Raw genomic sequence first — 24,318 nt, forward strand, 5'->3', positions numbered from 1 at the left:
CGGACGGCCCCGGGCGCTCGGCTCAGCGCACGCCCGGCTCCTGCTCGGCGCGCTGCAGCAGCCGGACGACCTCGCGCGGCTCGTCGACCCAGAACCCGACCCGGTCGGCGACGCGCTCGCCGTCGTGGGTGGCGAGCGTGGTCGGCCCGGCGAGGGTCAGCTCGACGTTGGTGCGGTTGCCCGGTCCGACGAGCAGCAGTCCGTCCTCCTCGTGGACCGACCGGATCATGCCCTCGAACTCGTGCTCGACGGCGCGGCTCCCGACGACCGCCGCCAGCGGTACGTCGACCCGGAACCGCGGCCCGTTGCGGACCGTGATCCGGTCGGGGAGCAGGAGATGGCGTCGGACGTAGAACGAGCCGGCCATGCCCAGCATCCAGAGCGCGCCCCAGAGTCCGACCACGAAGAGCGGGATCCGGACGACGTGCGCCCAGGTCGCGTCGATGCTGCGCAGCACCAGCTCGAGGGCGACCACCTCGACGAGAGAACCGAAGATCCACAGCCACATGACCGGCGCCGTCAGTCGGCTGTAGCCGATCTGCACCGCCTCCGCGGGGGCATCGGGGCGCCGCGCGACCCAGCGCGCGAGGTTGCGCCAGATCGCCAGCTCGACCAGGACGACGTCCTTGAGAAGACGCCACGTGCGGTTCATGACTCGACCTCCTCCATCAGGGCGGTGAAGCGCGCGATCGTCACGTCGAGGACGGCGGTGAAGTCGGCCAGCCTCCTCGCGGAGAGGTCGCCGAAGAGCTGCCGGGCCAGGTCGTCGTAGCTGTCCTGGTTGTCCTTGATGACCGCGAGCCCGGCGGCCGTGGGCGTCACCAGGGTCGCCCGCCGGTCGCTCGGGTGCGGCTCGCGGGTGACATGGCCCGAGGCGACCAGGCCGTCGACGAGGCCGGTGACATTGCGCGGGGTGACCTCCATCGCCGCCGCGAGCCGCTGCTGGGTGGTCGGCCCGCCGAGTCCGAGCTGCCACAGCAGGTGGATCCGCGGCGCGGTGAGCCCGGACTCCTTCTCGTAGCGGCCCAGGTCGCTCGAGATCAGCAGCGAGAGCTGCATCAGTCGGTCGATCGCTCCGCGCGGGGTGGCCTTCTCCATATCATGAAGTTACTACATCATTACGTCACTTCACAAACTGCGCGAGCAGGCGACCCGCTCGGCCCGATCGCGTCACTGCCGCAGCGCCGCCACCCGGACCCGGCCGCCCCGGCCGGGGATCATCGTCACGTTGCGGTGGATCGGCCGCTCCGGTGCCGCCGTGTCGACGACCAGGTCGGCCCGGCGGGCGATCTCGGCGACGACGATGCGCAGCTCCTCCATCGCCAGCGCGGCGCCCAGGCAGCGGCGGGTGCCCCCGCCGAACGGCAGCCACTCGTGGGTGCCGGGCTTGCGGCCGAGGAAGCGCTCGGGCGCGAACCGGAACGGGTCCGGGTAGAGGTCCGGCCGGTGATGGAGCAGCAGGACGCCGATCAGCAGCCGGCTGTCGGGCGGGACGACCACGTCGCCGAGCCGCCAGGGCACCCGGACCCGCCTGCCGATCAGCGGCACCACGGGACGCACCCGCATCGACTCGGTGATGGTGGCCTCGAGGTAGCCGTCCGGGTCCTCGCCCGAGCGCACCACGTCGCGCAGCCGGTCGTACGCCGCGGGCGTGCGCAGCAGCCGCTCGAAGGTCCACGCGATCGAGTTGGCCGTCGTCTCGTGTCCGGCGAGCACCAGGGTGAGCAGCTCGTTGCGCAGCTCCCGGTCGGTCAGCGGCGCGCCGTCCTCGTCGCGGACGTCGAGCAGCAGGCTGAGGATGTCGTGCCGGGCACCGGGCTCGTGCTCCGCACGCCGTGCCGCGATGACGTCGTACGTCGCCCGGTCGAGGCGGCGCACCACCCACTTCTGCGGGCCGACCGACTCCTCCCGGTCGAGGTTGAGCAGCTCGGCGAACTGGGCGAGCGGGCCCACGGAGAGCCGCAGCGTCTGGCGGACCACATGGCGCAGCCGGGCCTCGGCCGGCGCGGCGCGGTGGTCGATGCCGAAGACCCCGCTCATGATCACGTCGAGCGTGATCGCCTGGGTCGTCGCCGCGAGCGGGAACGCGGTGCCGGGCTCCCAGCGGTCGAGATGACGGTCGGTCGCGGCGACGATCTCCTCGCGGTAGCGGGTGATCGCCTCCCCGTGGAAGGACGGCATCATCAGCTTGCGGCGGCGGCGGTGCTGCTGGCCGACGGCGGTGAGCACCGAGAGTCCGACGATCGGACGGACCGGCGACTCCCCCGCCAGGGACGGCGCGATGTCGGGGTCGGCCGCGAACAGCGACCGCACGTGCTCGGGGTGGCGCGTCACGACGACCGGCTGTCGGTCCAGCAGGCTGACGAACGAGAACGTCTCCCCCGCCTGTGCCCCGGCGAAGAACTCGCCGCCCAGGTCGGCGGTGATCCGCAGGCTCTGCCGCAGCCGGTTGGGGTGGCCGACGTGGGGCGCGGCCGCGCCGGTCTCCCCGACGTCGAGCGGCCCGGCGGGCGAGGGGTCGGGGACGAGTGGGTCGAGCGCGCCGCCGGCGGCCGGCCGTGCGTACCAGGGGTCCGGACGGCCGCGGCGCATCAGGCGGCCCAGTCCGCGCGCAGGATGCTGTAGGAGTAGCAGTCGTGGAAGGCGCCACTGCGCCACTGCGCCCCTCGCACCGTGCCCTCGCGGGTGAAGCCGGCCTTCTCGAGCGCCCGCTGCTCGGCGATGTTCTCGACGTCGGTCGTGGCCTCGACCCGGTTCACCGTGGTGTGCCGGAAGAACAGGTCCGCCACCGCCCGCTGGGCCGCCGTCCCCGCCCCGCGACCGCGTGCCTCCGGACGCAGCCAGATGCCGATCATGGGGTTGCGCGACTCCGGCATCGGCCCCCACTGCTGCCAGATCCAGCTCACGCTGCCGAGCAGGAGGCCGCCCGCGGCCTCGCAGACGGCCATCCCGCCGAACTCCCGCAGCACGGACGGATACGGCTCGGTGCGCGGGGGGCGCGGGCCGAAGTCGTCGTACGGCGCGTCGCCGCCGACCAGCAGCGGCAGGTCCTCGGCCACGACCGGACGCAGCGCGATCTCCATCCTCATCCCCTTCGGGTCGTCCGCCACAGCAGCACGGCCGCCACGAGCTGCAGCGCGCCGATCGCGACCGCCAGGAGCGTGACGTGCCCGTCGACCAGCGCACCGGCGAGGACACCGCCGACCAGCGCGCCGATGCCCTGCACGGCCGCGAACACACCGTACGCCGTCGCCCGGCGCCCGGCCGGGACCAGATCGGCGACGTAGGCCTTGACGGTGGAGTCCTGCACGCCGGCGGCCGCGCCCCACACGACCACGCCGGCCAGGACGACGCCGAGCCGGTCGGTGAACACGCACAGCGGCACCACCGCGACGAGGACCGGGACGACGAGCAGGACCCGGCCGCCCCAGCGGTCGAACAGGCCACCGGCCGCGAGCGCGGCCACGGCCTCGACCGCCATCGCCAGGGCGTAGACGAGGGGGACGGCGGCCGCCGTGACCAGTCCGGCCTCGACGAAGCGATAGGACATCACGCCGAAGGTCATCAGTCCGGCGGTGGTGAGCGCGGCCGCCAGCGAGAACAGGTGGAACGCGCGGGGCAGGTCGGCGCCCACGGCGGCGGCGCGGATCTCGCCCCAGGCGCTGCGGACCGGCCGGTCGTCGCCCTGGTCCGCCTCGGCGCCGGCCCGGGTGGCGATCGGGGCCCGGCGGCGGAGCTGGGCGAGCAGCAGCATCGCCAGCGCGCCGGGGATCGCGAGCACCGCGAAGCCGGGCCAGAGCAGTCCGGTGAGGGCGGCGATCCCGGCGAGCAGCAGCGGGCCGGAGAACGCCCCGATCTGGTCCAGCGCCTTGTGGACCGCGAACCCCTTGCCGCGGCCGGTCGAGGTCGCCATCCCCGCCAGCAGCGCGGACTTCGCCGGGCTGCGCACCGCCTTGCCCGTGCGCTCCAGCACGATCAGGGTCGCCGCGACCGCCAGCCCCGCGCTGCCGAGGAACGGGGTCACCGCCAGGAGGGGGACGCACACCGCCGTCATGCCGTACCCGATGACGGTGAGCCGCCAGTGCCGTCGGCTGCGGTCCGCCCACGGCCCCGTGACCAGGCGCAGCACCAGCGCCACGGCCTCCCCGGCGCCGGTGACGATGCCGACCGTCAGCGCCGACGCCCCGAGGCTCCCGAGGAAGGGACCGGCCATGGCCCGCATCCCCTCGTAGACCATGTCCGCGGCCAGGCTGACCAGCCCGAACGCGAACACCGTGCGCCACGGGGTCCACGCCGGGCGGGGTACGTCGGCCCGCGCCGACGGAGGCGAGCTCACCCTCAGATCCAACCAGCCCCACTGACGACGAGCAGCAACCCGAACAGCGCGAAGAGCGCGGCGGCGCCGTACTTGATGACGCGCTCGGGCAGCTTCTTGCCGAGTACCGCACCCACGCCGATCGCCAGGGCGTCGGCGGCGACCATGCCGACCGTGGACCCGAGCCAGGTGCCGAACCAGCCCTCCTGGGTGGCCAGGGTGATGGTGGCGAGCATCGTCTTGTCGCCCAGCTCGGCGAGGAAGAAGAACACGCCGACGACCAGGATCGCCCGGCCGGTCGCGCTGGCCGCCTTGCGCTCGTCGGCCTCGGTCAGCTCGTCGCCGCGCAGCGTCCACAGCGCGAAGCCGAGGAACGCGATGCCGGCGCACACCTCGATCGTGCCCTGGTAGTCGCCGAACGCGTCGCCGATGGCGTACCCGATCCCGACCGACGCGAGGTGCACGATCGCGGTGGCGGCGGTCAGGCCGATGAGCACGTCACGGGCGCGGTAGCGGGTGGCGAAGGTCATCGCCATCAGCTGGCTCTTGTCGCCGAGCTCGGCCACGAAGATGACCGCGGTGCTCAACAAGAAGGCGTACATCTGGTTCCTCTCCGGCGCCCGACCGGAGGAACCCGTCGCGATGACGTGCCTTCGACCAGGCACGTCCATTCATCACGGGTCGCACATCTGGTCGAAAGTCTCGTCCGCCACCTCCGCAGGTGGCCCGATGTGCCGGGCCCGCGGACTGCACGGGCCAGTGTGTCGACACAACTGTTGAGGACTACTCCCCTTCGTGCCGGTGAGTCTAGCGCGATCGTCGCCCGCCCGTCCCATCGGCGCGCGGTCCTCACCCGGCGACAGGGGCGAGCGCCGACGCCAGGGACCGCAGCACGTCGGGGGCGACGCGGTAGTAGGCCCACCGGCCGCGCTGCTCCCGCGTCGCGAGTCCCGCCTCCACCAGCAGCCTCATGTGGTGCGACACGGTGGGCTGGCTGAGCCCGACCGGCTCCGTCAGGTCGCAGATGCATGCCTCGCCGCCGGCCGACGCGGCGATCAGGGAGAGCAGCTTGACCCGGGTCGGGTCGCCGAGCGCCTTGAACATCCGCGCCAGCAGCTCGGCGGTCTCGTCGGCGACCACCCCGCCGGTGACGGGCGAGCAGCAGACGACCAGGTCGGCGGGCTGGATCACCGGCAGCGGAGAGGCCATGACGCCATTGTGCCTCATCCATTGACAACTGTCGATGGGTCGGCCAGGCTGTCGCATCGAAGAACGTCGATGTAATAGCGTCCCCGAGTGGAGGAGCAGTGATGATGAGTGACCTTCCCGTCGTGGTGATCGGCGCCGGCCCGCAGGGCCTGGCCGCCGCCGCCCACCTGCTGGAGCGCGGCGTGGAGCCGCTGGTGCTGGAGTCCGGCGCCGGACCGGCGTCCGCCGTCGCGGAGTGGGGGCACGTGCGGCTGTTCTCGGCCTGGCCCGAGCTGGTCGACGCGGCGGCGGCGCGGCTCCTCGAGCCGACCGGGTGGACGGCTCCGGCGGCGGGCTATCCGACCGGTGCCAGGTGGATCGCCGGCTACCTCGGCCCGCTGGCGGAGGCGCTCGGCGACCGGGTGCGGTACGACGCCCGGGTGACCGGGGTGTCGCGCAAGGGCCGCGACCGGCTGGTCGACGCCGATCGGGCGGCACAGCCGTTCACCGTCCACGTCGTCGACGCGGAGGGCCTCGAGTCGCGGCTCGAGGCCCGGGCCGTGATCGACGCGTCCGGCACCTGGCGTGGGCCGAACCCGGCCGGCGCCGACGGACTCCCCGCCCTGGGCGAGCGGGCCGCGGCCGGCGCGATCGCCTACCAGGTCCCCGACCAGGCCCACCCCGAGCGGTACGCCGGCCGCCACACCGTCGTGGTGGGAGCCGGCGACTCCGCCTTCAACGCCATCCACGAGCTGGTCCGGATCGCCGAGGCGGCTCCGGGCACCCGGATCACCTGGGCCATCCGCCGCGTCGTCGGCGACGGCACCTTCGGCGGCGGTGCCGCCGACGAGCTGCCCGAGCGCGGCGCCCTGGGCCAGCGGGCGAAGAAGGCGGTCGAGTCCGGCGTGGTCGAGCTCGTGACCGGCTTCCGCACCGCGGCGATCCGCCCGGAGGAAGGGCGGGTGGTCCTGACGGGCGAGGACGGCCGCGAGCTCCCCGCCGCCGACACGGTCGTGGTGCTGACCGGGTTCCGCCCCGATCTGTCGTTCCTGTCCGAGATGCGCCTCGACCTCGACCCGACCCTCGAGGCCCCCCGTCGGATCGCGGCCGAGATCGACCCGAACCTCCACTCGTGCGGCTCGGTGCGCGCCACCGGCGCCGCGGACCTGGCCCAGCCGGAGCCGGACCTGTACCTCGTCGGCATGAAGTCCTACGGCCGGGCGCCGACCTTCCTCGCCCTCACCGGCTACGAGCAGGTCCGCAGCGTCGTCGCCGCGATCGCCGGCGACCACGAGGCGGCGGCTCGGATCGAGCTGGCGCTGCCCGACACGGGCGTGTGCGGTGGCGCGGGTGTCTTCGACGACCCGGACGGAGCGGGGGGCGGCTGCTGCACCCCGGCGCCTCCGGAGGTGCTCGAGATCGGCCGGGCTCCTGTCGGCGCCTGATCCCCCTCGCCACTCCAGCGGCGTCCTGGCCACGCTGTGCGTCACGGTCACCGTCGCGTACGGCGTGCTCTACTACGCCTTCACCGTCCTCGCCACGGGGATCGCCGCCGACACCGGGTGGTCGGAGACCGCGGTGACGGCGTCGTTCTCCGCCGGGAGCCTGTTCGGCGCGGTGGCCGGCATCGCGGCGGGTCGCGCACTCCAGCATCGCGGGCCGCGGGTGGTGATGACCACGGGCAGCGTCGTGGGAGCGGCGGGCGTTGCGGTGGTCGCGAGCGCACCGTCCCTGCCGGTCTTCGCCGTCGGCTGGCTCATCGCCGGCGCCGGCAGTGCCGGCACCTTCTACCCGCCGGCCTTCGCGACCCTCACGCACTGGTACGGCGCCCGGCGGGTCCGGGCGATCACGACCCTGACCCTGGTGGCGGGGTTCTCGTCGACCGTCTTCGCGCCGTTGACCGCCGCTCTCGACGACCTGGCCGGGTGGCGGGCCACGTACCTCGCCCTCGGCGTCGTCCTGGCGGCCACGGCCCCCGCGCATGCCGCGGCGCTGCGCCTGCCCTGGCATCCCGACGCACCGGACGCCGCGGCGGCGACCGCCCGGCCGGCATCGGACCGGAGCGTCCTGACCAGCCGCGCCTTCGTGCTGCTGACCGCGTCCGGGGCCCTGACGTCACTGGTCATGTACGCCTCGCTGGTCCACCTCGTCGCGCTGCTGCAGGATCGCGGCGCGGGCGTCCAGCTCGCCGCCTGGGCGGTGGGCCTCAGTGGCGCAGGGCAGGTCGCGGGCCGCCTGCTCTACCCCGCTCTGGACCGACGGATGACACCGAATCCGCGGTCCGTGGCGATCATCCTGGCCCTCGCCACCGCCGTGCTGGCACTCGCCGTCGTCCCCGGGCCGGTGCCGCTGCTGATCGCGATCGCCGTCGTCGCCGGCGCCGCCCGCGGGTTGTTCACCCTGATCAGCGCCACCGTCGTGAGCGAGCAGTGGGGTCCCGAGCGGTACGCCGCCCTGAACGGCGTCTACAACGCGCCGCTCGGGGTGGCCGCGGCCCTCGCTCCGGCGGCCGGCGCGGCGATCGCGAGCTGGACGGGCGGCAGCACCGGCCTATTCGTCACGCTCGGCTGCCTCGGCGTGGGGGCCGCGATACTGACCGCCGCGGCCGGCGTCGTCCGCGCGCGTCCGGCCGGCCACACCGAAGACCGGAACTGAAGCACCCTGCGCGGATAGCGCCGAGCCAGGCCGCGGGGCGCCTCAACGATCGCGCAGACCCAGCTCACGGAGGAGCACCAGCACCCGGCGCTCGATCTCGTCGCGAACCGGGCGGATCGCCTCCACGTCCCTCCCCTGCGGATCGTCGAGCACCCAGTCGACGTACCGAGTGCCGGGCACGTGGGGGCGGGCGTTCTCGCAGCCCATCGTGACGATGACGTCGGCCGCCCGCACGATCTCGTCAGTCCACGGCTTCGGATACGCGTCGGCGATGTCGATGCCGCGCTCGCCCATGGCGGTCACCACCGTCGGGTTCACGTCCGCGTCGGGTTCGGCTCCTCCGGACCACGCCACGGCCCGACCGCTGGCGTGGTGCTCGAAGAAGCCCAACGCCATCTGCGACCGGCCGGCGTTGTGACGGCAGAGGAACAGGACGACGGGACGGCCGTCCGCGTGGCGGCCTTCCAACCTGGCCATCGCCTGCAGCCTCTGACGGCCGAATCGCTCAGCCAAGAGGGGCAGGAAGTTCGCCACGGTCGCCGTGCCGGCGAGCTGGTCGTAGGACGAGTGCACGAGCCGTTCGACGGTGGCCCGGTCGAAGGCACCGGCGAACTCCAGGGCGAGCCGGGAAACCGCTGCCGCGAGGGCGAGCTGCTGGTCGAGGGTGATGGCGGGTCGGGCGTCGGGTCGGGCGTCGGTACTCATCGTCATGCTCCGTGGTCTGGAGGGGTCGTCAGGTCTGCCCGATGAGCGGCGCCAGGCGCCGCACACGAAGGGCGAGCTCGTCGTGAGCACGTTCGAAGGCGCCTCTGCTGCCCGCCGCGACGGGGTCCGGGACGGACCAGTGCACGGGTGCGGCGCCTCCCAGCTCCTCGTGGGCGCGGTCGCACACGGTCACCACCAGGTCGTCTTCACGACGCCCGATCCGGTCGAGGTGCCGTGGGGCGACGTCGGGCAGCTCGAGGTCGTGCCGCCGGGCGACGGCAAGGGCACCGCGCGCGACCCGCTCGGCCGGATGGGTTCCGGCCGACGCGACCGGGATCCGGCTGGCACGACGCCACAGCGCGGCCGCCAGGTGGGAGCGCGCGGTGTTGGCGGTGCACACGAAGACGACCCGGCCCGGTGTCGCGAGCGAGGGCGCGCCGGGTGCGATCGCCGGCTCGGCGACCAGGCGCCAGTAGCTGCGGCGGCCGTCGCCCTCGGAGGGCTGCCGCGCGATGACGCCCGCGCTCTCGAGGAACTTGAGGTGATGGGCGAGGAGGTTGGACGGGATGGCCAACCGCGCCGACAGCTCGGAGGACGCGGCGTCGCCGATCGCGAGCAGGTCGACCACCTGCAGGCGGGTCGGGTCGGCGAGCGCGGCATGGACCGCGACCCGACGACCCAGCTCGGAATTCGACTCAGTGCGCATTGCCTCAATCTTGACTGAGTGATCGCAAGCGGTCAAGATGTGCGGCGTGAGTACTCCCCCGCTTCCCCGCCGCCTGCTGGCCGAGTTCCTCGGCACCGCGCTCCTGGTGGCGGTCGTGGTCGGCTCCGGCATCGCCGCGGAGACGCTCTCCCCCGGCGACGTCGGCCTGCAGCTGCTGGAGAACTCCACCGCGACCGCGCTCGGGCTGACCGTGCTGATCTTGTGGTTCGGGCCGGTCTCGGGGGCGCACTTCAACCCCGTCGTCTCCCTCGCGGACTGGTTCCTCGGCCGCCGGAGCGGCGCGGGCCTGTCCCTGTCCGACGTCGTGGCGTACACCGCAGCCCAGGTCGCCGGCGGGATCGCCGGTGCGGTGCTGGCCAACGTGATGTTCGAGGTCGACCAGGGCCTCTCGGGCAAGGACCGCCTCGGCAGCGGCCCTCTCGTCGCCGAGGTCGTGGCGACCGCGGGGCTCGTGGCGCTGGTCTTCGCGCTCGCCCGCACCGGCCGCGGAGCCCTGGCCGCGCCCGCCGTCGGTGCCTATATCGGGGCGGCGTACTGGTTCACCAGCTCGACCTCGTTCGCCAACCCCGCCGTGACGATCGGCCGGGTCTTCACCGACACCTTCGCCGGCATCGCACCGGGCTCGGCACCGGCCTTCGTGGGCATGCAGCTCGTCGGCCTGATGCTCGGCGTCGCCGTCACGCTCGCGCTCTACCCCGATGCCGGCGAACGGGCCGACGACGTCGTCGTCCCGCACCGACGCTGACCCCGATGGAGGAGATCCCCGTGACCACGTCCGACACCCGCCCGACCGTCCTGTTCGTCTGCGTCCACAACGCCGGCCGCTCGCAGATGGCCGCGGGGTGGCTCGAGCACCTCGCCGGCGACCGGATCGAGGTCCTCTCGGCCGGCTCGCAGCCCGCGGACCTGATCAACCCGGTGGCCGTCGCCGCGATGGCCGAGGAGGGCATCGACATCGCGGGCGAGCAGCCGAAGGTGCTCACCGAGTCGGCCGTGCGGGAGGCCGACGTGGTCGTCACGATGGGCTGCGGCGACGAGTGCCCGTTCTTCCCGGGCAAGCGCTACGAGGACTGGGTCCTCGACGACCCGGCCGGCCAGGGCATCGGCGCGGTGCGGCCGATCCGCGACGAGATCCGCCGCCGGGTCGAGGCCCTGGTCGCCGAGCTGGCGTAGGGCGCGCCTCCCTAGAACCAAGTACTCCACCGCGGCGCGTGGTCCTTGTCCACCAGCACTGCCCGCACGCCCTCCACGAAGTCGTCGCTCGCGATCAGCTCCCGGGCGGTCGCCAGCTCGGCCCGCAGGCACTCCTCGAGCGAGCGGCCGCGGCCCTCGACGAGCAGCCGGTCGGTCACCGCGAGGCTGGACGGCGACGCCGCGTCCAGCGCCGCGCGGGTCTCGTCCGCCCAGGCGCCCGCGGCACCCGCCGTCGCGGTGAGACGGTCCAGGCGACCGCGGATCCCGGCCAGGTCGGGGGCGCTGAAGACCCACTCCAGCTCGGGACGCACCGGCGCCAGCACCCCGGCGTCGCCCGGCTCGTCGGGGGCGAGCTCGCGCAGCAGCTGCTCGAGGGGGCCATCGTAGGCGGCGATCAGCTCGGGCAGCCGGGCCAGGTCGGCGGCCGAGCAGGCGTGGGTGGCAAGGCCCAGCGCGAGCGCGTCGGCGGAGCCGATCCGCGCGCCGGTGAGGCCGAGGTAGCGGCCGGTGTGGCCGGGCAGCCGCGGCAGGAAGTGGGAGCCGCCGACATCGGGGAAGAAGCCGATCCTGGTCTCGGGCATCGCGAACGACGCCGCCGGCGAGACCACGACGAAGGTGCCGTGCACGCTGAGGCCCATCCCGCCGCCCATGCAGATCCCGCCGACCAGCGCCACGACCGGCACCGGGTAGCTGCCGAGCAGTGCGTTGACGGCGTACTCGGTCTCGAAGAACCGCAGGCTCTCGTCGTGCCGGCCGGCCAGGGAGTTCTCCCGGACCCGGCGGATGTCGCCACCGGCGGAGAACGCCCGCTCCGAGGCGCTCTCGACGATCACCGCGCGCAGGTCGGCGTCGCGCCACTCCTCGAGCGCGGCCCGGATCCGCTCGACCATGCCGAGGGTGATCGCGTTGAGGGCGCGGGGGCGGTCGAGCACGATCCGGCCCACCGACCCGAGCCGTTCGATGCGTACGTCGTCGCCCGGGTCCACCACGGACCGCAGTCTCCCAGAGCCCGCGCGAGGCCCGACCCGTGGGCTGCTGGGTACGGTTCACGAGGACACCCGACGACACCGCGACATCGAGGAGCCCCCGTGGACGACCTGTTCGAGATCGACCAGACCCAGCGCCTGCGCCGCGAGGAGGCCGCCGCCCGGCTCCGGGCGCTGGCGGACTCGCTGGAGCGGCACAACAGCGTGACCTTCGAGCGCGACGGCCGCCGGATCACGGTCGACGTACCCGACGAGGTCGAGCTCACCGTCGAGGTCGAGATCGGCGAGGAGAACGAGCTGGAGATCGAGCTCCGCTGGTGACCCGGCGGCCGGTGCCGGTCAGTCCTCGGGCAGCTCGGCGTACGCCGCTTTCATGTCGTTGTACCAACCGAGGGACTTCTTGGGGTGCAGCCAGCGGTACTTCATCTCCTGGCGCGCCTGCTGGTGCGGCACGTCACCGGCCTTGACGACCTCCTTGAGGTGCTTGTCCTGAGCGACGATCACCTCGTCCGCGTCCTTCCCCTGGTGCGCGAGGTCGCAGGGGCCGCCGAGCTGTCGGCAGGTCATGGTCTTCATCGGGATTCCTTCCTGTGGTCCTGTCCTCATGACGTACCGCGACCCGCGAGTGTGACCGCGCGGCGCGTTCTTCTTCCAGGTCGGTGCCGGCGTCAGCGTCGGCGCCGGTGCGCCCCGTCGCGCCGGGCCACCCCGGCGAGGATGTCGGGGTCGGCCCGGAAGTCGATCCGCCGCACGACGCCGTCGGCGACGGTGAAGTCGAAGGCGACCCGGGCCACGCCCCGATCGAACCAGGCCGACCCGGGCCGCGGGCCGACGTAGACCGCGAGGGCCGCGTGGGCCGCACCGTCGAAGAAGGCGGCGATCTCCTGACCTCCCGCGATCCGCGCCGGGGTGCCGATCAGGACCGCCGCGTCGTCGCCGACGACCACGGCGTCGGGCGCGAGCAGCTGCACCAGCCGGGAGAAGTCGCCCTCCCGGGCGGCGGCCATGAAGGCGTCGACGACCTCCCAGTCGGCCAACGCGTCCTCCGCACGGGGTTGCGCCACCTTGCCGCGCGCCCGGGACGCCAGCTTGCGCGCCGCGATCGGCGTGACGTCGAGGAGCGCGGCGATCGTCGAGAAGTCGAAGCCGAAGCTGTCGTGCAGCACGAACGCGACTCGCTCGCCCGGGCTCAGCCGGTCCAGCACCACCTGCAGGGCGACCCCGACGGTGTCGGCGAGCGCCACGTCGTCGGCCGGATCCGGCGCGACCTCGGGAAGCTCGATGTCGGCCGCGGGCACCGGCGTGCGCGCCCGCAGGCGGTCCAGGCAGAGCCGGGTGGTCACCGTCGTCAGCCAGGCCGGCAGGTTCTCGATGTCGGCATCGCTGCCGTGCAGCCGGAGCCACGCGAGCTGGACGACGTCCTCGGCCTCGCTCGCGTCGCCGAGCACGTGGGTCGCCAGCCCCACGAGTCGCGGCCGCTCGGCCTCGAAGCCCTCGGTGCGGTCCATGGCCGCCAGCCTCGCACGTCGGGCCACGTGCGAGGCTGGGTCCGTGAACGGAGACCAGCTCGCGCAGTGGCTCGAGGGCCTCGGTCTGGCCGACCAGCTGGGCGCGGCCGGGCTGCCGACCTTCGAGCGCGACCTCGGCGGCATCGCCCGCTGGCGCGATCCGGGCACCGGCGCCCCGCTCACCGACGAGCAGCTCGCCGACCTCGACCGGCTGCTCCACCAGGACGGGGACGATCCGGCTCACGCCGTGCCCCTCGCGCTGGTGCAGCTGCGCCGCCGGGCCCAGGTGCGCGCCGGGCTCCTCGCCTCGCCGACCCACACCTACGCGAGCCTCGCCGAGGTGCGCGGGGTGTCGGAGAACGCCGCCCGGTTCGCCGTGCACAAGGCGGCCGAGCGGGGGGCGTTGCTCGTCGTTCCGCACGACGGGGGCGTGCTCGTCCCCGCCTTTCAGCTGGGCGACGACGGCGAGCTGCGACCCGAGCTGGCAGCGGTGCTGGAGCCGCTGCTCGCCTCGACGATGGATCCGTGGCAGGTGTGGACCTGGCTCACCCAGCCCGCCGGGCTGCTCGGTGGACTGATCCCCCACGAGGCCGCGCGCGACGCCGACGAGGCACCGATCGTGCGGCACGCCGCCGTCCGGCTGGCGGAGCGCGCTACCCGCTGAGCCACCTGCCGGTCAGTGCCCGGACAGCCGGCCGGTGAGCCGGGCGTGGAACTCCGCGCTGGCGTCGTTGAGTCCGTGGATCTCGACGACCGTCCCCCTGCGCGCGTACTTGGTCGTGACGGCGTCGAGCGCCGCGACCGTCGAGGCGTCCCAGACATGTGAGGCCGACAGGTCGATGACGACGCGTCCGGGATCCTCCGCATAGTCGAACTGCGCGTAGAGGTCGTTGCTGGAGGCGAAGAACAGCTCACCGGTGACCCGGTAGTGCGCACTCACCGTGCCGTTCGCGTCCGCGACCAGCTCGCGCTCGACGTCGGCGAGGTGCGCGACCCGGCGGGCGAACAGGACCATCGCGACGAGGACGCCCACCGTCACGCCGATCGCCAGGTTGTGGGTGACGACCGTGACCACGACGGTCGCGAGCATGACCGTCGTCTCCGAGCGCGGCATCCGGCGCAGCATCCGCAAGGAGTGCCAGTCGAAGGTGCCGACCGAGACCATCACCATCACCGCGACGAGCGCGGCCATCGGGATCAACGCGACGACATCGCCGAAGCCGACGACCAGCACCAGCAGGAACACACCGGCGAGGAGGGTCGAGATCCGGGTGCGGGCCCCGGAGACCTTCACGTTGATCATCGTCTGGCCGATCATCGCGCAGCCGCCCATGCCGCCGAAGAACCCGGTGATCACGTTGGCGGCGCCCTGGCCCATCGCCTCGCGGGTCTTGTCGGAGTGGGTGTCGGTGATGTCGTCGACGAGCTTCGCGGTCAGTAGCGACTCGAGCAGGCCGACGAGCGCCATCGCCAGGGCGTACGGCGCGATCGTCTGAAGCGTGTCGAGCGTGAAGGGGACGTCCGGCACGAACCAGGCGGGCAGGCTGTCCGGCAGCGCGCCCTCGTCTCCGACATCGGGTACGTCGATGCCGGCCGCGAGCACGAACCCGGTCAGGGCGACGATCGCGACCAGCGGAGCCGGCACCACCGCACTGATCCGGGGGAAGCCGACGATGACCGCGATCCCGACGGCGGTCAGCGGATACACCGCCCACGGGACGTCGACCAGGTGGTCGACCTGGGCCTCGAAGATCAAGATCGCCAGGGCGTTGACGAAGCCGACCATGACGGAGCGCGGGATGAACCGCATCAGGCGAGCCACCCCCGCGAGGGCGAGCACCACCTGGATCAGCCCGCCGAGCAGCACGGTCGCGATCAGGTAGTCGTAGCCGTGGTCGCGCATCACCGGCGCGATCACCAGCGCCACGGCACCGGTCGCCGCCGAGATCATCGCCGGGCGGCCGCCGAGGAAGGAGATCGCGACGGCCATGGTGAACGACGCGAACAGGCCGACCCGCGGGTCGACGCCCGCGATGATCGAAAAGGAGATCGCCTCGGGGATCAGCGCCAGCGCGACGACCAGGCCGGCGAGGACCTCCGTGCGCAGCACCCGCGGCGACCGCAGCGCGGACCGGACGGAGATGGAGTCGCTCACGGTCACTGGACTCTACCCTCACGTTACGTGAGAGTTGGCATCGCCGACGCGTACGGCAGGATCGGCCCATGATGCAGATCGGCGAGGTCGCCGCCCGCACCGAGCTGTCGCTGCGCAGCCTGCGGCACTGGGACGAGGTCGGCCTGCTCCGGCCCTCCGGCCGCTCCGACGGGGGCTTCCGGCTCTACACCGAGGACGACGTCGAGAAGATCCTGGTGATCCGGCGGATGAAGCCCCTGGGCTTCACCCTCGATGAGATGAGCGCCGCCATGCGCGACATCGAGGCACTCCGCGACCCCGAGGCAGCCCCCCGCCACGCCACCGCCCGGGCCCGACTGGACGCGGTGCTCGGCGAGGCCACCGAGCGCCGCGCCCGACTGGTCGCGCAGCTCGCCATGGCCGACGAGTTCCTCGACCAGCTCGCCCGGCAGCTGGGCTGAGCCGCGCACCGTCGGGCACGGTCGGGCGCGGTCAGGCCAGCGCACCCTCCGGCTGGAGGTGAGTGGTGATGCCCGCCATGTTCCAGGTGTTGATGGTGCCGACAGCCACGATCAGGTCGGCCCGGCGCTCCTCGCCGAGCAGCCGGCCGGCCTCCTCCCACAGGTCGTCGTCGATCGCGCCGATGCCACCGGTCAGTCGCTCGGTGAAGGCGAGGGCGACCCGCTCGGTCTCGTCGAAGAACGGGCTCTCCTGCCACGCGGCGACGCCGTGCAGCTTGCGGCTCGGCGTACCGCGCCGCTCCAGGTCGATGGCGTGCATGTCGACGCAGTAGGCGCAGCCGTTGAGCTGCGAGGCGCGCAGCTTGACCAGGTCGTACAGCACCGGGCCGAGGGCCTTCTTCATCCGGCCGTCGAGCGCCAGCAGTGCCTGGAACGTCTCCGGGGTCGCGTCCCGGATCGGGGTGCGGGTCATGAGCTCTTCCTCTCAGTAGTGGATATTCGATGTCCAGTTTTCAGACGAGCGACCGGACCGGAGGGTCCGACCGCGGCTCAGGTGCGGGCGAAGTGCCGGCGTACGTCCGTGGCGACCCGCCGCGGGGTGCCCTCGGCGAGGTCGAGGACGGAGGTCGCCGCCAGCTCCCGGCGCCAGGCGAGCTCAGCGCCGCGCATGGCGTGGGCGATGCCGCAGGGCTTGGCGAACTCCCGGTCCGGCCGGCCCTCGTTCGGGCCACGGCGGCGGATCTCGGTGCACGCGAACGCGTCGTCGGGACCCTCGATCGCCGCGACCACGTCCATCAGCGTGATCCGGTCGGCGGATCGGGCCAGCCGCACGCCACCTCTCTTGCCGGCCACGGACTCGGTGATGCCGGCCCGGGTGAGGGCCTGGACCTGCTTGACGAGGTACGGCGCCGGCAGGTCGTAGACCTCGGCCAGCCGGGCCACGGGAACCGGCGCCGGGACGGCCTGCCCCTCCTCGAGCCAGTGCAGCAGCACACAGACGTGGGCCGCCCACTCGACCCCCTCGTTCATCCGCACGAGACCCGCCTCCCCTTGAACTGGATACAGGCTATCCAGATAGGGCGGGTCGCACAAGGAGCCTCAGGCCGAGCGCGGCGCGTACATGATGATCGCCACGCCCACGAGGCAGACCAGCGCGCCCGTGACGTCGTACCGGTCGGGCCGGAAGCCGTCGAGCGCCATCCCCCACAGCAGCGAGCCGGCCACGAACACGCCGCCGTACGCCGCCAGGATCCGGCCGAAGTGCGCGTCCGGCTGGAGGGTCGCGACGAACCCGTAGAGGCCGAGCGCGATCACGCCGGCCCCGATCCACAGCCAGCCGCGGTGCTCCCGCACGCCCTGCCAGACCAGCCACGCGCCGCCGATCTCGGCGACGGCGGCCAGCACGAACAGCGGGATCGAGCGCACCAGGTCCATGGCTCGATCCTCCCAGGCGAGAGGCGCTCTCCGGCAGCTTGCTGCCTTACCCAGCGCCGAAGACGCGCTCGACCAGTCGACTCAGAAGTAGCCGCCGGGGCGCTCGGCGGTGTCGCCGGGCCGGTGGCCGTCCTGCCAGTCGGTGATCGTGCTGCGCGCGTCGAGGTCGACGTCCGGGTTGGCCCGGATGAACTCGTGGACGACCTGCTCGGGGTCGACCCGCTCCCGGTTGACGATCAGCCGCGCGTACGCGACGAGCTCACGCACCGTGAAGGTCCGGAACCCGTCCCGGTCCTGTACCTGGGTCGCCGATCCGTAGTGCGCTCCGTAGCCCTGTGCCCGAGTCATGGGCTCACGGTACCCGTGGCCGCTGGGCGGCCGTCACCCGAGCACGGTACGACGGCTCACCAGAAACTCGTTGGCCCTCACGCTTGACCTTGACGCGGCGTCAACCCCGCACCCTCGTGCTGAGGCCGTCCGGCCTCACACCAGGAAGGGAAGCACAGCCATGACACGACACGAAGCGATCGCCATCCGGGTCGCCGGCGCCGAGAAGTCGTTCGGCGAGCTGCCGGTGCTCCGCGGGGTCGACCTCGAGGTCGCCGCGGGCAGCATCGTCGCTCTGCTCGGCTCCAACGGCGCCGGCAAGACGACCCTGATCCGGATCCTCACGACCTTGACCAGGGCGGACGCCGGGACGGCCTCCGTCCAGGGCTACGACGTCGCCACCCAGCCGGCCGAGGTGCGCGAGTCCTTCAGCCTCACCGGTCAGTTCGCCGCGGTGGACGAGATCCTGACCGGCCGCGAGAACCTGATCCTGGTCGCGCGGCTGCGCCACCTGCCGGATCCCGGGACGGTGGCCGACGACCTGCTCGCGCGCTTCTCCCTGACCGACGCGGGCGGGCGGCGGACGGCGACGTACTCGGGCGGCATGCGGCGGCGCCTCGACATCGCGATGAGCCTGATCGGCGATCCGCCGGTCATCTTCCTGGACGAGCCGACGACCGGTCTCGACCCGCAGGGCCGGATCGAGGTGTGGCAGGCCGTCCGGGAGCTCGCCGCGGGAGGCACCACGGTCCTGCTCACCACCCAGTACCTCGACGAGGCCGAGGAGCTTGCCGACCGGATCGCCATCCTCCACGAGGGCCGGATCATCGTCGACGGCACGCTCGCGGAGCTCAAGGCGCTGCTCCCTCCCGCCCGCGTCGAGTACGTCGAGAAGCAGCCGTCGCTCGAGGAGATCTTCCTCGCGCTCGTCGGCGCCGAGCGTTGAGGAGACCGTCATGAGCACCCATGTCGTGAGCGACACCCGGACCCTGCTGGGCCGGTCGCTGCGCCACATCCTGCGCAGCCCCGACACCATCATCACCACCGCGATCACGCCGATCGCGATGATGCTGCTGTTCGTCTACGTCTTCGGCGCCGCCATCGAGGCCGGCGACGGCGAGTACGTCGACTACCTGCTGCCCGGCATCCTCCTGATGACGATCGCCTCGGGCATCGCCTACACGTCCTACCGGCTCTTCCTGGACCTCAAGGGCGGGATCTTCGAGCGCTTCCTGTCGATGCCGATCGCGCGGTCCGCGGCGCTGTGGGGCCATGTGCTGACCTCGCTCGTCGCGAACCTCATGTCGGTCGTGCTGGTCGTGCTCGTCGCCCTGCTGATGGGCTTCCGGTCCGGCGCCGGGGTGCTCGCCTGGCTCGGGGTCGCCGGCATCCTGGTCCTGTTCACCCTCGCGCTGACCTGGCTGGCGGTGATCGCCGGGCTGGCCGCCAAGTCGCCCGACGGCGCGGGCGGCTTCGCCTACCCGATCATCTTCCTGCCCTTCGTCAGCTCGGCGTTCGTGCCGACCGAGGGCATGCCCGGCCCGGTGCGCTGGTTCGCCGAGAATCAACCGGTCACCTCGATCGTCAACACGCTGCGCGGCCTCCTCGACGAGCAGCCGGTCGGCGACGACGCCTGGATCGCGCTGGCGTGGTGCGTCGGCCTCCTGGTGCTCGCGTACGGGATCGCGGCGCGGGTCTACCGCCGCCGGTTCGCCTGAGGGCAGGCTGGAGTCATGCTCACGATCGGACAGCTGGCGTCGTACGCCGGGGTGACCATCCGCGCGGTGCGGCACTACCACCAGGTGGGGCTGCTGCCGGAGCCGGAGCGGGACCGGTCCGGCTATCGGTCCTACGACGCCGACGCGGTGGTCCGGCTGATCCGGATCCGCACGCTCGCCGACGCCGGGGTGCCGCTGGCCCGGGTGCAGGAGCTGCTCGCCGCCGACCCGGCGACGTTCAGCGTCGCGATCGACGAGATCGACCGGCGGCTGCGCGCGGAGATCCGCGAGCTGCAGGAGCACCGGCGGCGGATCGCCCAGCTGGGGTCCGGCGACTCCCTGGCGGTGCCGGATGAGGTCGCGGACTACCTCGACCGGGTGCGGAGCATCGGCGCGCCCGACGTGCTGCTCGAGGGCGAGCGGGACGCCTGGATCCTGATCGCGGCCCGCTACCCCGACCAGATCCCCGCGTTCATGGCCGACAAGCGGGCCCAGCTGGAGGACGAGCGGAACGTCCGGTTCTACCAGCTGATCGGCGAGCTGGTCCGCGACGACGGCGCCGACCACGAGCGGCTCGTGCACGAGATGGCGGACCTGCTCGTGGAGCTCTTCGAGGAGGCCGCCGCGGCCGGCCAGCTCGCTCAGCAGGACGAGTTCATGGACGACTCCGCCTTCATCCGTCTGCTGGACTCGATGGCGAACGAGCACCCGCCCGTCCGGCGGCTGCGCGAGCTCCTCGCCGAGCGCGGGTGGGCGGGGTGGACCCGCATCGAGCGACTCGAGACGTGAGCGATGATTCCGCCACGCCGTACCGGTCGACCCTGCATGGCGGTGCTCGATGACGTCCGGTCGCTCGGCGACGAGCTGGAGCGGTCGTACCCCGTCTATGTCCGCGACCGGCTCAGGTTCCGGGTCGGGCAGCTCGTGTACGTCGCGTTCTCCCGCGACGAGACCGTGATGGGCTTCGCGTTCCCCAAGGAGGAGCGGGCCGCACTCGTCGCCGGCGCGCCGGAGCGGTTCCGGCTGCCCGGGGAGTCCGACCTCCGGTTCAACTGGGTCGACGCCGAGCTGGCCGCCCTGGAGCCGGCCGAGGCCCGCGAGCTCGTCGTCGACGCGTGGCGGATGGTCGTGCCGCTCAAGGTGTCCCGCGCCTGGGACCTCACCCACCCCGACGGCCCGGGCTGAGTCCCCGTGCCCCGGGCCGGCTCAGTGGATGATGACCGGGGCACCCGTGGTGCCCGGTCCGGCCCCGTCCTGGTCGTCGAGGAGATGGGACTCCTCGCGCCGGCGCGGCAGGAACGCGACGGGGATCAGGGTCAGGACCAGCGCAACCGTCGCCACCCCGTAGGCCGACGAGAACGAGTCGGCGAGGTCGTTCAGCGCCAGGCCCTGCGCCGCATCGCCGAGGCGCTGCATCGTCTCCGTGGCCCAGGCGGGCGGCTGGATGCCCAGCCGCTCGGCGTCGGCCAGGGACCGGACCGCCTTGAGCGCCTCGGACGCGTTCTGCTGGTTGGTCAGCACCACCGACATGACGGCCACGCCGACGGAGGCCGCGACCTGCTGGATGACGTTGATCAGGGTGGTGCCGCGGGCGACGTGGTGGGACTGGAGCGTCTTCAGCGCCGAGGTGAAGACCGGCATCATCGTGCCGCCCATGCCCAGGCCCATGATGAACAGGAAGGTGATGAGCTGCCAGTACGGCGTGTCGGGATCGGTGCTGAACGCGAGGCCGGCGACGCCGACGATGATGCCGATGAAGCCGAACGGCACGACCCGGCCGACCGGGTACTTGTCGGCGAGTGTTCCGGCCAGGGGCATGGTGAGCATCGCGCCCAGTCCCTGGGGCGCCACCAGCAGCCCGGCGTGCAGGACGTCCTCGCCCCGGACCTGCTGGAAGTAGGTCGGCACCAGGAGCATCGCGCCGAAGAAGGAGCCGGCGAAGAAGAACATCACCAGGGTGGCGACCGTCAGGTTCCGGTCGCGGAACAGTCGCAGATCCAGCAGCGGGTGCTCGGGCCGGAACGACCAGGCCACGAAGCCGAGGATGAGGGCCAGCCCGATCAGCCCCGGGACGAGGACCTTGGTGGCCGCCACCGTCCCCTCCTCGGGGATGGTGGAGACGCCGTACAGGAAGAGGGCCAGGCCGGGCGACATGAGCGCCATCCCGACGAAGTCGAAGCGCTCGCCCGGCTGCGGGGCGTCCTTGGGCAGTGCGTAGAGCGAGTAGGCGATCGCCGCCACGCCGAGCGGCAGGTTGATCATGAAGATCCAGTGCCAGGAGACGCTGTCGATGATCCAGCCGCCGAGGATCGGGCCGAGGATCGGGCCCAGCAGCATGGGGATGCCCATGATCGCCATCAGCCGGCCGAGCCGGTGCGGGCCGGCGATCCGGGTCAGGATCATCATGCCGAGCGGCATCAGCATGCCGCCGCCCAGGCCCTGCAGGACCCGGAACGCGATGAGCGCCTCGATGTTCCAGGCGAGGCCGCACAGGACCGAGCCGAGGGTGAACAGCACCAGCGCCATCAGGTAGAGCCGCTTGGTGCCGAAGCGGTCGGCGGCCCAGCCGGTGACCGGGATGATCGCGGCCAGCGCGAGGGTGTAGCCGGTGATGGTCCAGGCCACGGTCGAGTAGGCGTCGACCTCGAACTCGGTCAGGAACGTCGGCAGCGCGACGTTGACGACGGTCGTGTCCAGGATCGCCATGATCGAGCCGAGGACCACGACGGCCGCGACCTTGAGGATGTCGGGCGTGATCCGGTCGTCCTCGTCGCCCAGGCCCGGGGTCGGGCCTCCAGGCGCGCTGGCGGTACTGCTCATCAGGTCTCCTCTGGTGCTTCCTGGGCCGGGGCCGCGCCGTCAGCGGGCAACGATCTCGGCGTTGGTGTCGGCGTTGGTGTCGGCGTTGGTGTCGGCGTTGGTGTCGGCGTTGGCCCCGTGGGTGCTGCCCTGGCCGAGCACGTCGGCGCTGGCGAGCAGGCGGTGCAGCACGGCGTTGAACTCCCCGACCTCCGCGTCGGGCAGCCGGCCGATGAACATCCGCAGCGCCGCCCGGCGGGGCTCCTGGTGCCGGTCGACCAGGTCGCGGCCCTTGGGGGTGATCGAGACCAGCCGGACCCGTCGGTCTTCGCGGCTCTCCCGCCGCTCCAGCAGGCCGAGCCGGACCAGCCGGTGGATGTTGCGGCAGGCCGCGGGCGCGGACAGCTCCATCCGCTCCGCGATCCGGTTCACGGGCAGGGGGGCGTCGGCCATGGTCAGCATCAGCAGCGTGCGGATCTGGGTCAGCGAGAGGTCACGATCGGCGAGGTAGGTGAGCCCCTCCCGCTCCGCGAGGGTCCACAGGGACTGCAGGAACTGCTCCAGCCCCTCGAACAACTCGTCGCGCTCCCTCACGGGCCGAGACGCTACCTAATTCATTGCGCACGCGCAATCATTCCTGTAGGACAGTGTTTGCGGTGGCGACTGGCAACGACAGGAGGGCGCACGGCCGATGACACTTCGTGACCTCGCGACGGGGGGCAGGGGCGCGCCGGACGCCACGCCCGCGGCCGCCGCGACGCGGTCCCGGGTCGCCGGGCGGTGGACCATCACGCTCGTCGAGGGCGGCGCGCTGCTGGTCCTGGCCGTGGCCTACACGCTCATCCGCGCGGCCCAGGGGGAAGACGTCGCCGGCGCGCTCGCCCACTCCCGCGCGATCGCGGACGTCGAGCACTGGCTGATCCAGCACCTCGAGCGCCCGGCCAACAGCTGGCTCGCGTCGATCCCGGTGCTCGCCGTGCCGGCCTGCTACTTCTACGCCGTCTTCCACTACGCCGCGACGCCGCTGGTCCTCTACCGCTCCTGGCGCCTCGGCGGCTGGGTCCACCAGCGCGGCTACTGGACCCTGATCATCGCCTCCGCCATCGCGCTGGTGATCTACGCCCGCTTTCCCGTCGCCCCGCCCCGGCTCCTGCCCGACCTGGGCATGATCGACGTGATGCGCGCGTACGCCGACTACGGCTGGTGGGGCGACGCCGCGTCGGCGCCGCGCGGCATCGGCGACGCCACCAACCAGTACGCCGCCATGCCCTCCCTCCACTTCGGCTGGTCGCTGTGGTGCGCCATCCAGATGTGGAGCTTCCCCGGCTCGTGGTGGCGGGTCGCGGCCGTGCTCTACCCCACCGTGCAGGTCCTCGTCGTGATCAGCACCGCCAACCACTACCTCCTCGACGTGGTCGCCGGCGGACTGTGCGTGCTCGTGGCGATGGGCCTCGTCGTCGGGTTCCGGCGGCTGGCCGGGCGGCCCCCGGCTGCGGACTAGGTCGGCCCCACCCGGCCGGTGTCGTAGGCCCACATCGCGATCTCGACCCTGTTCCGGGCGCCGATCTTGGTCAGCAGGCTCGCGACGTGGGTCTTGGCGGTGGTCAGGCTGATGAACAGCTCGGCGGCGATCTCGGCGTTCGTGCGGCCGACCGCGACCAGTCTCAGCACCTCCTCCTCGCGTTGGGTGAGCCGTTCGACCGGTCGGGTACGGCGTTTCGACGGCGCTCCCGCGGCGAGGGTCGCCAGCAGCCGCCGGGTGACGTTCGGCGCGATCAGGGCATCACCGACGGCGGCGGCATGGACTGCCTGCACCAGCAGCTCCGGCCCGGCGTCCTTGAGGAGGAAGCCGCGGGCGCCGGCGCGCAGCGCGCCGTGGACGTACTCGTCGAGGTCGAACGTCGTGATCACCACCACCGCGATCGGGTCCGGGACGTCCCGCCCGGCGAGGAGCTCGGTCACCTCGATGCCGTCCAGCCCGGGCATCCGGATGTCGACCAGGCACACGTCGGGCCGGAGCCGCTGCGCCAGCTCGACGGCGGCCCGGCCGTCGGCGGCCTGGCCGACGACCTCGATGTCGGGCTGGTCGTCGAGGATCATCGACAGGCCGGTGCGCACCAGGTCCTGGTCGTCGGCCACCAGCACGCGCACCGTCATCGGCCCACCT

At 72.7% G+C, this 24,318-nt stretch carries 32 protein-coding genes; 12 read left to right on the top strand and 20 right to left on the bottom strand.

Annotation, left to right across the window (positions count from 1 at the left end; genetic code table 11):
• Window positions 1-22: 22 nt before the first annotated feature.
• The 7 genes from RB608_RS22035 to RB608_RS22065 form a co-directional block, all read right to left on the bottom strand.
• Window positions 23-652, bottom strand: a complete 630-nt coding sequence (locus tag RB608_RS22035) for a hypothetical protein (protein WP_308090217.1) — start codon at window positions 650-652, stop codon at window positions 23-25.
• Window positions 649-1,098 (bottom strand): MarR family transcriptional regulator, encoded by a 450-nt coding sequence (locus RB608_RS22040; protein WP_308090218.1) that lies wholly within the window; start codon window positions 1,096-1,098, stop codon window positions 649-651. Before RB608_RS22040 ends, RB608_RS22035 begins: the two co-directional genes overlap by 4 nt.
• A 72-nt stretch (window positions 1,099-1,170) precedes the next feature.
• Window positions 1,171-2,592: a cytochrome P450 gene (locus RB608_RS22045; RefSeq protein ID WP_308090219.1), complete on the bottom strand. Its 1,422-nt coding sequence runs from the start codon at window positions 2,590-2,592 to the stop codon at window positions 1,171-1,173.
• Window positions 2,592-3,083 carry a GNAT family protein gene (locus RB608_RS22050; protein WP_308090220.1) on the bottom strand — a complete coding sequence of 164 codons (492 nt, stop codon included), beginning with the start codon at window positions 3,081-3,083 and terminating at the stop codon, window positions 2,592-2,594. The genes RB608_RS22045 and RB608_RS22050 overlap by 1 nt, the downstream gene beginning before the upstream one ends.
• 2 nt (window positions 3,084-3,085) lie before the next feature.
• Window positions 3,086-4,336, bottom strand: coding sequence for an MFS transporter (locus RB608_RS22055; RefSeq protein ID WP_308090221.1), 1,251 nt, complete (start codon window positions 4,334-4,336; stop codon window positions 3,086-3,088).
• A gap of 2 nt (window positions 4,337-4,338) precedes the next feature.
• Window positions 4,339-4,917: a TMEM165/GDT1 family protein gene (locus RB608_RS22060; protein ID WP_308090222.1), complete on the bottom strand. Its 579-nt coding sequence runs from the start codon at window positions 4,915-4,917 to the stop codon at window positions 4,339-4,341.
• Window positions 4,918-5,164: 247 nt separating this feature from the next.
• Window positions 5,165-5,524, bottom strand: coding sequence for a metalloregulator ArsR/SmtB family transcription factor (locus RB608_RS22065; RefSeq protein WP_308090223.1), 360 nt, complete (start codon window positions 5,522-5,524; stop codon window positions 5,165-5,167).
• A gap of 104 nt (window positions 5,525-5,628) precedes the next feature.
• Between RB608_RS22065 and RB608_RS22070 the strand changes: the two genes are divergently transcribed.
• Both RB608_RS22070 and RB608_RS22075 read left to right on the top strand, forming a co-directional pair.
• On the top strand, window positions 5,629-6,948 hold the full coding sequence (locus RB608_RS22070) for an NAD(P)-binding domain-containing protein (RefSeq protein WP_308090224.1): 1,320 nt from the start codon (window positions 5,629-5,631) through the stop codon (window positions 6,946-6,948).
• Window positions 6,854-8,158 (top strand): MFS transporter, encoded by a 1,305-nt coding sequence (locus RB608_RS22075; protein ID WP_308090225.1) that lies wholly within the window; start codon window positions 6,854-6,856, stop codon window positions 8,156-8,158. Before RB608_RS22070 ends, RB608_RS22075 begins: the two co-directional genes overlap by 95 nt.
• 42 nt (window positions 8,159-8,200) lie before the next feature.
• Here RB608_RS22075 and RB608_RS22080 read toward each other — a convergent pair whose 3' ends face one another.
• Both RB608_RS22080 and RB608_RS22085 read right to left on the bottom strand, forming a co-directional pair.
• A complete protein-coding gene (locus RB608_RS22080; RefSeq protein ID WP_308090226.1) occupies window positions 8,201-8,863 on the bottom strand; it encodes an arsenate reductase ArsC in 663 nt (220 codons plus the stop codon).
• A 28-nt stretch (window positions 8,864-8,891) separates the two neighbouring features.
• Window positions 8,892-9,569 carry an ArsR family transcriptional regulator gene (locus RB608_RS22085; RefSeq protein WP_308090227.1) on the bottom strand — a complete coding sequence of 226 codons (678 nt, stop codon included), beginning with the start codon at window positions 9,567-9,569 and terminating at the stop codon, window positions 8,892-8,894.
• Between the two features lie 37 nt (window positions 9,570-9,606).
• Here RB608_RS22085 and RB608_RS22090 point away from each other — a divergent pair, with 37 nt between their 5' ends.
• Complete coding sequence (locus RB608_RS22090) at window positions 9,607-10,335, top strand: aquaporin (RefSeq protein WP_392391035.1); 729 nt, start codon at window positions 9,607-9,609, stop codon at window positions 10,333-10,335.
• 20 nt (window positions 10,336-10,355) lie between these two features.
• Window positions 10,356-10,763: an arsenate reductase ArsC gene (locus RB608_RS22095; RefSeq protein WP_308090229.1), complete on the top strand. Its 408-nt coding sequence runs from the start codon at window positions 10,356-10,358 to the stop codon at window positions 10,761-10,763.
• Between the two features lie 11 nt (window positions 10,764-10,774).
• Here RB608_RS22095 and RB608_RS22100 read toward each other — a convergent pair whose 3' ends face one another.
• Window positions 10,775-11,773 (bottom strand): enoyl-CoA hydratase/isomerase family protein, encoded by a 999-nt coding sequence (locus tag RB608_RS22100; RefSeq protein WP_308090230.1) that lies wholly within the window; start codon window positions 11,771-11,773, stop codon window positions 10,775-10,777.
• Window positions 11,774-11,872: 99 nt separating this feature from the next.
• Here RB608_RS22100 and RB608_RS22105 point away from each other — a divergent pair, with 99 nt between their 5' ends.
• Window positions 11,873-12,091, top strand: coding sequence for an amphi-Trp domain-containing protein (locus RB608_RS22105; RefSeq protein ID WP_308090231.1), 219 nt, complete (start codon window positions 11,873-11,875; stop codon window positions 12,089-12,091).
• A gap of 18 nt (window positions 12,092-12,109) precedes the next feature.
• On the opposite strand, the gene RB608_RS22110 is transcribed toward RB608_RS22105, so the two are convergent.
• Window positions 12,110-12,346 (bottom strand): hypothetical protein, encoded by a 237-nt coding sequence (locus RB608_RS22110; protein ID WP_308090232.1) that lies wholly within the window; start codon window positions 12,344-12,346, stop codon window positions 12,110-12,112.
• Between the two features lie 92 nt (window positions 12,347-12,438).
• On the bottom strand, window positions 12,439-13,278 hold the full coding sequence (locus tag RB608_RS22115; RefSeq protein WP_308090233.1) for a sigma-70 family RNA polymerase sigma factor: 840 nt from the start codon (window positions 13,276-13,278) through the stop codon (window positions 12,439-12,441).
• A 43-nt stretch (window positions 13,279-13,321) separates the two neighbouring features.
• Between RB608_RS22115 and RB608_RS22120 the strand changes: the two genes are divergently transcribed.
• Window positions 13,322-13,942, top strand: coding sequence for a hypothetical protein (locus RB608_RS22120; RefSeq protein ID WP_308090234.1), 621 nt, complete (start codon window positions 13,322-13,324; stop codon window positions 13,940-13,942).
• 12 nt (window positions 13,943-13,954) lie between these two features.
• Here RB608_RS22120 and RB608_RS22125 read toward each other — a convergent pair whose 3' ends face one another.
• Window positions 13,955-15,433 (bottom strand): SulP family inorganic anion transporter, encoded by a 1,479-nt coding sequence (locus RB608_RS22125; RefSeq protein ID WP_308090235.1) that lies wholly within the window; start codon window positions 15,431-15,433, stop codon window positions 13,955-13,957.
• 68 nt (window positions 15,434-15,501) lie between these two features.
• On the opposite strand from RB608_RS22125, the gene RB608_RS22130 reads away from it, so the two are divergent.
• Window positions 15,502-15,873, top strand: a complete 372-nt coding sequence (locus RB608_RS22130; protein WP_308090236.1) for a MerR family transcriptional regulator — start codon at window positions 15,502-15,504, stop codon at window positions 15,871-15,873.
• Between the two features lie 31 nt (window positions 15,874-15,904).
• Here RB608_RS22130 and RB608_RS22135 read toward each other — a convergent pair whose 3' ends face one another.
• From RB608_RS22135 to RB608_RS22150, 4 genes are all read right to left on the bottom strand, one after another.
• On the bottom strand, window positions 15,905-16,345 hold the full coding sequence (locus tag RB608_RS22135) for a carboxymuconolactone decarboxylase family protein (protein ID WP_308090237.1): 441 nt from the start codon (window positions 16,343-16,345) through the stop codon (window positions 15,905-15,907).
• Window positions 16,346-16,422: 77 nt separating this feature from the next.
• Complete coding sequence (locus RB608_RS22140) at window positions 16,423-16,902, bottom strand: Rrf2 family transcriptional regulator (protein ID WP_308090351.1); 480 nt, start codon at window positions 16,900-16,902, stop codon at window positions 16,423-16,425.
• Between the two features lie 69 nt (window positions 16,903-16,971).
• Window positions 16,972-17,307, bottom strand: coding sequence for a YnfA family protein (locus RB608_RS22145; protein WP_308090238.1), 336 nt, complete (start codon window positions 17,305-17,307; stop codon window positions 16,972-16,974).
• 81 nt (window positions 17,308-17,388) lie between these two features.
• Complete coding sequence (locus tag RB608_RS22150; RefSeq protein WP_308090239.1) at window positions 17,389-17,655, bottom strand: hypothetical protein; 267 nt, start codon at window positions 17,653-17,655, stop codon at window positions 17,389-17,391.
• A gap of 160 nt (window positions 17,656-17,815) precedes the next feature.
• On the opposite strand from RB608_RS22150, the gene RB608_RS22155 reads away from it, so the two are divergent.
• From RB608_RS22155 to RB608_RS22170, 4 genes are read left to right on the top strand one after another with little or no spacing between them, the layout of a single operon-like run.
• Window positions 17,816-18,580 carry an ATP-binding cassette domain-containing protein gene (locus tag RB608_RS22155; RefSeq protein WP_308090240.1) on the top strand — a complete coding sequence of 255 codons (765 nt, stop codon included), beginning with the start codon at window positions 17,816-17,818 and terminating at the stop codon, window positions 18,578-18,580.
• A gap of 10 nt (window positions 18,581-18,590) precedes the next feature.
• A complete protein-coding gene (locus RB608_RS22160; RefSeq protein ID WP_308090241.1) occupies window positions 18,591-19,352 on the top strand; it encodes an ABC transporter permease in 762 nt (253 codons plus the stop codon).
• 15 nt (window positions 19,353-19,367) lie between these two features.
• The gene (locus RB608_RS22165) at window positions 19,368-20,141 is read left to right on the top strand and encodes a MerR family transcriptional regulator (protein ID WP_308090242.1); all 774 of its coding nucleotides are present in this window, start codon (window positions 19,368-19,370) and stop codon (window positions 20,139-20,141) included.
• 36 nt (window positions 20,142-20,177) lie between these two features.
• Entirely contained in the window at window positions 20,178-20,537 is a 360-nt protein-coding gene (locus RB608_RS22170) for a hypothetical protein (protein WP_308090243.1), read from the top strand.
• 21 nt (window positions 20,538-20,558) lie between these two features.
• On the opposite strand, the gene RB608_RS22175 is transcribed toward RB608_RS22170, so the two are convergent.
• Window positions 20,559-22,172, bottom strand: coding sequence for a DHA2 family efflux MFS transporter permease subunit (locus RB608_RS22175; protein ID WP_308090244.1), 1,614 nt, complete (start codon window positions 22,170-22,172; stop codon window positions 20,559-20,561).
• A gap of 39 nt (window positions 22,173-22,211) precedes the next feature.
• Window positions 22,212-22,745, bottom strand: a complete 534-nt coding sequence (locus RB608_RS22180) for a MarR family winged helix-turn-helix transcriptional regulator (protein ID WP_308090245.1) — start codon at window positions 22,743-22,745, stop codon at window positions 22,212-22,214.
• A gap of 97 nt (window positions 22,746-22,842) precedes the next feature.
• On the opposite strand from RB608_RS22180, the gene RB608_RS22185 reads away from it, so the two are divergent.
• The gene (locus RB608_RS22185; protein ID WP_308090246.1) at window positions 22,843-23,652 is read left to right on the top strand and encodes a phosphatase PAP2 family protein; all 810 of its coding nucleotides are present in this window, start codon (window positions 22,843-22,845) and stop codon (window positions 23,650-23,652) included.
• Here the strand turns inward: RB608_RS22185 and RB608_RS22190 are convergent.
• Window positions 23,649-24,308, bottom strand: a complete 660-nt coding sequence (locus tag RB608_RS22190) for a response regulator transcription factor (RefSeq protein ID WP_308090247.1) — start codon at window positions 24,306-24,308, stop codon at window positions 23,649-23,651. The two genes, RB608_RS22185 and RB608_RS22190, sit on opposite strands and share 4 nt — an antisense overlap.
• Window positions 24,309-24,318 lie beyond the last annotated feature (10 nt).

The organism is Nocardioides sp. LHD-245, assembly GCF_030929495.1.
Lineage (GTDB): Bacteria > Actinomycetota > Actinomycetes > Propionibacteriales > Nocardioidaceae > Nocardioides.